Origin of the sequence: Dietzia sp. UBA5065, assembly GCA_002415925.1 — a bacterium.
Taxonomy (GTDB): domain Bacteria; phylum Actinomycetota; class Actinomycetes; order Mycobacteriales; family Mycobacteriaceae; genus Dietzia.
The window spans coordinates 1-6,409 of sequence record DIAZ01000165.1; the positions used below are offsets into that span (position 1 = coordinate 1).

The window sequence follows — 6,409 nt, forward strand, 5'->3', positions numbered from 1 at the left end:
CCCTCGTGGATGACACTCGGCAGGGCGACCCCCACCGGACCCTCCCACCCGAACTCCTCGACCATCTGGCGGATCGTCTCGGCGATCGCGTCCGGAGTCGCCGGCTGCGGCGTGTCACGGATGAGCCGTTCGCCCATGAGGTCGCCGGAGTCCAGGTCGACCAACCCGACCTTGATCCCGGTGCCACCGACGTCCACTCCCAGCCCGGTCGACGCGACCGGCGGGGAGACGTTCTCGGCAGGGCTGGGGGTGGGCATCGGGGACTCCCGCGGGACTGGCCGTGCGCAGCACGGCGGGTGGGTGGTGGTCACCGGGCCGCCGGGGCACGATGGGGGCGACGAGCGCCCGTTCGTCAGCGTATCCGCCCGGTGCCCCGAGTGGCCGGCATCCGGGGACGACGACGAGGGGAGTCGGTGTGGCGAGGGACACGATCGAAGAGGGTGCGGGAGACACATACACGGACGTGGTCGACGAGCTGAGGGAGTTCGCCGACCGGCTCGCGGTCTCGGGCGGCGACGTGGCCCGTCGGATGTCCCGGGAGATCGCCCCCGGGGGTCTCGGTGCGCGCTCGAAGAGCTCGGTCACCGACCCCGTCACCGTCATCGACACCGCCGTGGAGGAGCATCTGCGCGCCCGGGTGGCCGGCGCCAGGCCCGGGGATCGGGTCCTGGGAGAGGAGGGCGGCGAGCACGCCACGGCGGGAACGTCGTCGTCGTTGTCGTCGTCGTCGCCGCCGTCGGAGAGCCCCGGACGGGTGCGCTGGATCATCGACCCTGTCGACGGAACGGTCAACCTGCTCTACGGGATCCCCTTCACCGCGGTGTCCGTCGCCGCGGAGATCGACGGGGTGGTCGTCGCCGGAGCCGTCCACAACATCGTCACGCGCGAGACCTGGACCGCCGGTCTCGGCCGTGGGGCCACGCTGAGAGGGGTGGACGGGGCCGTCACCGACCTCGCCGCGTCGTCGTGTGGGACGTTGTCCCTCGCGCTGGTGGGGACCGGATTCGCCTATGACTCGGGGGTCCGGGCCGAGCAGGGGAGGGTGGTCGCGGAACTGCTACCCCGGATCCGCGATATCCGGCGGTGCGGATCGGCCGCATTGGACCTGTGCATGCTCGCCACGGGGCGGATCGACGCGTACTACGAGCGCTGCCTGAAACCGTGGGATCACGCGGCCGGGGCTCTGGTCGCCGCGGAGGCCGGTGCGATCGTGGTGGTGTCCACCGACGACGGGGTGCCCACGACCGCCGCGGCTCCCGGGGTGGCCCGGGAGTTCCTCGACGCGTTGATCGCGCTCGGAGGGTATCCCGATCCGGGCGGCCCCCCGCGGCTCAGCAGTTGACGGCGCGCGCCGCCTCCAGCTCGGTGGAGATCGGCTGGCGGCCCACCTTCAGCTCGTCCAGGGCGCCCACGCCCGCCGCCGAGTCGGACAAGCGGGAGAAGATCGTTCCCAGGACCAGGTCGACGGAGGCGTCGTCCCGGCCGTCGGACACCAGCTGCATGCACGGCGCCGCCAGCGAGAGGGACCGGGCCGCCTCGCGGCCGGCCTCGCCGTAGCGGATCTGGCCGTGGCAGTCGAGGTTCTGTGCGTAGACCGGGTCGTTGCCTGTCGCATCCGTCGACGCGGGCCGGAATCCACGCTCGGCGAGCTGGGCGGCCACCGCCCCGGCCTGGCCGCTCTGTCCGTTGGCGTTGAGCACCCTGACCCTCGTGTCGGACAGCAGCGCCGGCTCGACCGCGTCCAGGGCGGCGGCGGGCTGTTCCGCCAGGCCCGCCGCCTCCGCGGCGGGGGTGACCGGGCACGCGGCAGCCTGGGTCGCGGCGTCGCTTCCGCGCAACGCGACCGCCCACACCACTCCGCCGATCACCAGGGCGGCCACGACAAACGCGACGTAGGCGCTGCGGAGGCGGCCCATCCCCTGAACAGGGCTCGGGCTCGGTGTGGCCTGCGTGCTGAGGTGAGCGACCATGAGGGTCCTTCCTGCAGGTGTCACGGTGTGAGAGCCCGGTCCGGGTACGTGGCACCACTGTAAGCGGCCGGGGCCGTTCAGCCCGGGGGAGACACGGCCCGGCAGGGGGGATGATATTCCGGCCGGTTTCCGTTAATATGCGTGCGCCGGTCGGTCCACGATCGAACCGCCCGCCCCTCGTCACCAGACCGTAGAGAAGAGACTCATGGCAACCGACTACGACGCACCCCGCCGGACCGAGGCCGATGAGCTGGCCGGTGATTCGCTGGAGGAACTCAAGGCCCGACGTGCCGAGGGGGCCACCGGGGAGGTCGACGTCGACGAGACCGACACCGCGGAGTCCTACGAGCTTCCCGGAGCGGACCTCTCCGGGGAGGAGCTCACCGTCCGGGTGGTACCCGAGCAGGACAATGAGTTCACCTGCGGTGAGTGCTTCCTCGTCCATCACCGCAGCAGGTTCGCAGTCGAGCGGGACGGATTGCCGATCTGCGTGGACTGCGCCGGCTGACTCGTCAGCTGTAGTGGTTGTCCGGCAGCGCAGCCGCGAGCGCCTCGGGGTCGCGTGTGCTGATCAGCCAGTACGGGGTGGGGTCCAGCGGATCGTCCAGGACGACGATCACCATCGTCGGGATGTAGCCCCGGTGGACCACGAACGCCTCGGGATCCAGTTGGCGTCCCATGGCCGCCTGCTTGGCGGTGGCGGGCACGACGGCGGTCCGTGAGATCGAGTCGAAGGGGAGACGTGCCCGTCCCGCGAACAGGGTCCCGCCCCCTTGGCCATCGGACTCGACCTCGATCCGTTCGCGACCGACGGTGACGAACAACCAGGCGAGCAGTGCCGGGACGACCGCCACCAGCAGCCACATCCACCAGCGGGCACCCACCGTTGCGGAGGTGTAGACGACGAGCGCGGTGACGGCGGCCAGGGCTATCCACCACCACATCGGCACGCGTAGGCGTTCCGAGTGGACCGGTCGGGGGGCGCGATCAGGAGACGGGCGGAGATCTTCTTCGGTCACGGCATCAAGACTATCGACCACCGGGCCACGCCCGGCAGGAGGGAGGCGAGCAGATGAACGACCCTGACCATCCGGGTGATCCCGGGGTACTGCGGCTGCAGAGGCTCGACCCGGGACTCCCCCTGCCGGAACGGGCGCACGCCGGGGACGCGGGGATCGATCTGTACTCGGCGGAGGACCTCGAACTGGTGCCGGGGCACAGGGGTCTGGTCGGGACCGGTATCGCCGTCGCGATCCCTCAGGGCTACGTGGGGCTGGTCCATCCGAGATCCGGACTGGCCGCGCGGGCGGGCCTGTCGATCGTCAACGCGCCGGGCACGGTCGACGCCGGCTACCGCGGCGAGATCAAGGTCAATCTCATCAACCTGGATCCCTCCGCGCCGATCCGGATCGGACGAGGCGACCGGATCGCCCAGCTGCTGATCCAGAGGGTGGAGCTCTGGGACGTGGTCGAGGTCGAGGAACTCGATCGGACCGACCGCGGCGAGGGAGGTCACGGTTCGACGGGTGGCCATCACCGCCTGACCTGACCGGCCACGACGTCGTTCGGTAGCGTCAAGAAGCACGGTCCCGTCCGGGACGGCTTTGCACGCGGAGAGGATTCGACAATGTTCGGACGCAAGAAGGCGGTGACCGGGAACCACGACGCCGCCGACTCCGCGGAGCACTCGGGTTCCGCTCCGGCCACGATGGGGCCTCACGATCGTTCCTCGATCGGGGCCGTGCCGCAGTACTACGCGGACCTCGGATTCGGGCACATCGACCTCGGCGCGATGGTGATCGGGGTACCGGCGGGGCGCGACCTCAACGTGGCCCTCGACCCGAACGGGCAGCCGGAGTTCCACGTAGTGACCACCGTCTCCCGGGTCATCCCGCGGGTCTTTGCCGCGCCCAAATCCGCAGGGCAGTGGCGCACCATGGTCAGCGAGATGGGGGAGCAACTCGAGCAGCAGGGCGCGGAGGTCCGGGTGGAGGACGGCCCGTGGGGCCGTGAACTCGTGGCGGTCATGCCGGGGGCGGTGTTCCGGGCGATCGGGGTCGACGGCCATCGCTGGACGGCCGAGGTCCGCATCATGGCGAGGCCGGAACTCGCGGACGAGGCCGCCGAGGAGGGCAGGGAGGTCTTCGGTCACCTTCTGGTGAACCGCGGTGACGGTCCCATGCCCGTTCGCGAACAGCTGCCCCTGACCATCCCGGACGAGATCCAGCAGGCGTTGACCTCGGCTCAGTCCCAGCTGGCCGCGCAACAGCAGGCGCAGGCCTACCAACAGCAGATGGCCGCGGGTCAGGTCGCACAGGCCCCCGCCCAGGCCCCGCAGCCTCCGGCCCCGAACCCCGACGCGGGAGCGTCCGCGCCGCCGCGAAGCGCGCCGACGCCCCCGTCGCCGGAGCCGACGGATGCCCCGGCGACCCAGCCGCGCCGAGACGGTAGCGCCATGGACCGTCTCCGCACCTCCGACGACCTCTGATCCCCGGCGTAACGGGAGAGCGGAGATGTCTTTCACTCATCGGATCCGGGGATTCTCGGCCCGGCTCACGGAGTCGTTGGACGAGCTCGACGCGGCGGACCTCGTGGGGCTCGTGCACGGACGGGGATGTTCACGCGTCGCGGACGCGCAGCGGGGCGATCTGGTCACGGTCACCGGGCGGGTGAGGACGGTGTTGACCGGTGGCGGTGTGGACTTCCGCGGGGTGACCGCCGAGGTCTACGACGGCAGCGGCGCGGTGGACGTGTGCTGGTTGGGTCGCAAGTCGATCCCCGGTGTCGACACCGGACGGTTCCTCACGGTCACCGGACGGATCGGTACCCGGGACGGCCACAAGATCATTTTCAATCCTCGCTACGAGCTGCTCGCAGGGCGGCCGGGCGTGGGACGTGGAGGAGACGCGTGACAGAGTCCGATCGGTCCGGCGAGCTGATGCCGGGCGAGGCCCCCACGGGCGGGGCCGGGGGCAAGCGCAAGTCCTCCTTCGGGGACCCCGACGCCTCGCTCCTCGAGCAGATGGGCGGCGTCCGCGGCCTGGTCTACTCCTCGATCCCCATCCTCGCCTTTGTCCCGGTCAACGCCTTCTGGGGGCTCACCGTGGCCATCTGGGCGGCACTGGGGGTCGCCGTGGCGATGCTCGGATGGTCGCTGGCCCGCCGCGAGAACCCCCAACCCGCCATCTCCGGGTTCATCGGGGTGGCGATCTGCGTCTTCATCGCCTGGCGCACCGGCAGCGCGAAGGGCTACTTCCTCTACGGGATCATCACGCAGGCGGTCTACGGCGGGGCGTTCGCGCTCTCGGCACTCGCGCGCTGGCCGCTCGTCGGTGTGATCTGGGGTTTCCTGGACGGCAAGGGGATGGCCTGGCGCCGGATCCCCGCCGCCCGTCGGTGGTACGCGACCGCGACCTGGATCTGGGCCGCGCTCTTCGCGATCCGTGCGGTCCTGCAGTTCGCGCTGTATCGCAACGACGAGGTGAACTGGCTGGGGGCCGCGCGGATCGGGATGGGGTGGCCGCTCGCGCTGGTGGCGTTCGCCGGAACGATCTGGGCGGTCCGGCGTGCGATGGTGCACGAGGCCGAGCCGATCGAGTCCCGGTCGGAGACGACGAGTTGACCCGGCGGGGATGAGACTCGAGAGCCCCCGTCGGCCTGATGGCCGGCGGGGGCTCTCGTCGTTCAGCGCGTAGGTCGGGTGCGGGGGAGGGCGGTCAGACTCCGCTGGTGGCCAGGCGTGAGAAGTCGCTCGGGCCGGTGATGGCGCGGTAGGCGACGACCGTGGCCAGCGTGACGACCGGAATGGCGACCAGGAGTCCGACGAACAGCGCCACGAAGCCGGCGATCACCACGAGGATGTTGAGCACGGCGAGCGCGAACAGATTCCCGGCATCGGACTTGATCGCGTTGATGCTGGACTTCATCGCGTCGACGGGAGCCATGTTCCGATCCACCACGAAGTGGAGGGTCCAGTACAGGAGGAACCCGATCACGATCCCGGGGATGATGAGGAGGATGAACCCGACCACCGTCGCCAACCAGACCAGGATCGCCGCGATGACGAAGGGTCCGAAGTTGGTCAGCTTGAAGAAGTCCCCGATCGCCGGCTTATGACCGTCCACCTCGAGTAGCGCGCCCCTGATGACGAAGGCCTGGAAGACGATGCTGACGGCGATCGACAGCAGGCTGGCGAGCGTCGCCACCCCGGTCGAGTTGGAGTTCGAGAGCGAACTCACCACGACGTTGGCGACCGCCATCGCGAGAGTGATGAGCACCCAGGGCAACGGGTTGTTCTTGAAGAGCTGCCATCCGGTGCTGAGGGCGTCCGTGGCGGATACCTTTCCGGTCCCGACGGCGACGCCACCGGGACCCTGCGGGGGATACGCGGTTGCGCCGGCAGGGTCGCCGTAACCCTGCCCGTAGGCCTGTTGCCCGTA

The 6,409-nt window shown here is 70.4% G+C and carries 10 protein-coding genes; 6 read left to right on the forward strand and 4 right to left on the reverse strand.

Annotated features, from left to right (window positions below):
• The coding region (locus tag B4M60_RS13365; RefSeq protein ID WP_291084932.1) for an ROK family protein at window positions 1-257 on the reverse strand (257 nt) is incomplete at its 3' end.
• 218 nt (window positions 258-475) lie between these two features.
• Between B4M60_RS13365 and B4M60_RS13370 the strand changes: the two genes are divergently transcribed.
• Window positions 476-1,342 (forward strand): inositol monophosphatase family protein, encoded by an 867-nt coding sequence (locus B4M60_RS13370; RefSeq protein ID WP_414646805.1) that lies wholly within the window; start codon window positions 476-478, stop codon window positions 1,340-1,342.
• Here the strand turns inward: B4M60_RS13370 and cei are convergent.
• A complete protein-coding gene (gene cei, locus B4M60_RS13375) occupies window positions 1,332-1,970 on the reverse strand; it encodes an envelope integrity protein Cei (RefSeq protein WP_291084937.1) in 639 nt (212 codons plus the stop codon). The two genes, B4M60_RS13370 and cei, sit on opposite strands and share 11 nt — an antisense overlap.
• A gap of 205 nt (window positions 1,971-2,175) precedes the next feature.
• On the opposite strand from cei, the gene B4M60_RS13380 reads away from it, so the two are divergent.
• Window positions 2,176-2,478: a DUF4193 domain-containing protein gene (locus B4M60_RS13380; RefSeq protein WP_291084940.1), complete on the forward strand. Its 303-nt coding sequence runs from the start codon at window positions 2,176-2,178 to the stop codon at window positions 2,476-2,478.
• 4 nt (window positions 2,479-2,482) lie between these two features.
• Here the strand turns inward: B4M60_RS13380 and B4M60_RS13385 are convergent, their stop codons facing one another.
• The gene (locus tag B4M60_RS13385; RefSeq protein ID WP_291084943.1) at window positions 2,483-2,989 is read right to left on the reverse strand and encodes a DUF3093 domain-containing protein; all 507 of its coding nucleotides are present in this window, start codon (window positions 2,987-2,989) and stop codon (window positions 2,483-2,485) included.
• A gap of 53 nt (window positions 2,990-3,042) precedes the next feature.
• Here B4M60_RS13385 and dut point away from each other — a divergent pair, with 53 nt between their 5' ends.
• The 4 genes from dut to B4M60_RS13405 all read left to right on the forward strand — a co-directional run bounded on the left by dut (window position 3,043) and on the right by B4M60_RS13405 (window position 5,592).
• On the forward strand, window positions 3,043-3,519 hold the full coding sequence (dut, locus tag B4M60_RS13390; RefSeq protein ID WP_291084946.1) for a dUTP diphosphatase: 477 nt from the start codon (window positions 3,043-3,045) through the stop codon (window positions 3,517-3,519).
• Between the two features lie 78 nt (window positions 3,520-3,597).
• The gene (locus B4M60_RS13395) at window positions 3,598-4,458 is read left to right on the forward strand and encodes a DUF3710 domain-containing protein (protein ID WP_291084948.1); all 861 of its coding nucleotides are present in this window, start codon (window positions 3,598-3,600) and stop codon (window positions 4,456-4,458) included.
• 25 nt (window positions 4,459-4,483) lie between these two features.
• A complete protein-coding gene (locus B4M60_RS13400; RefSeq protein WP_291084951.1) occupies window positions 4,484-4,882 on the forward strand; it encodes a hypothetical protein in 399 nt (132 codons plus the stop codon).
• A 110-nt stretch (window positions 4,883-4,992) separates the two neighbouring features.
• On the forward strand, window positions 4,993-5,592 hold the full coding sequence (locus tag B4M60_RS13405) for a DUF3159 domain-containing protein (RefSeq protein WP_291085012.1): 600 nt from the start codon (window positions 4,993-4,995) through the stop codon (window positions 5,590-5,592).
• Between the two features lie 94 nt (window positions 5,593-5,686).
• On the opposite strand, the gene B4M60_RS13410 is transcribed toward B4M60_RS13405, so the two are convergent.
• Window positions 5,687-6,409: hypothetical protein (locus B4M60_RS13410; RefSeq protein WP_291084954.1), on the reverse strand; the 723-nt coding region annotated here is incomplete at its 5' end.

Bases quoted from the DNA above. Each gene is read 5' to 3' on its own strand.
- B4M60_RS13400 (WP_291084951.1), top strand. From the start codon at position 4,484: ATGTCTTTCACTCATCGGATCCGGGGATTCTCGGCCCGGCTCACGGAG.
- B4M60_RS13405 (WP_291085012.1), top strand. From the start codon at position 4,993: ATGGGCGGCGTCCGCGGCCTGGTCTACTCCTCGATCCCCATCCTCGCC.
- dut (WP_291084946.1), top strand. From the start codon at position 3,043: ATGAACGACCCTGACCATCCGGGTGATCCCGGGGTACTGCGGCTGCAG.
- B4M60_RS13380 (WP_291084940.1), top strand. From the start codon at position 2,176: ATGGCAACCGACTACGACGCACCCCGCCGGACCGAGGCCGATGAGCTG.
- B4M60_RS13395 (WP_291084948.1), top strand. From the start codon at position 3,598: ATGTTCGGACGCAAGAAGGCGGTGACCGGGAACCACGACGCCGCCGAC.
- cei (WP_291084937.1), bottom strand. From the start codon at position 1,970: ATGGTCGCTCACCTCAGCACGCAGGCCACACCGAGCCCGAGCCCTGTT.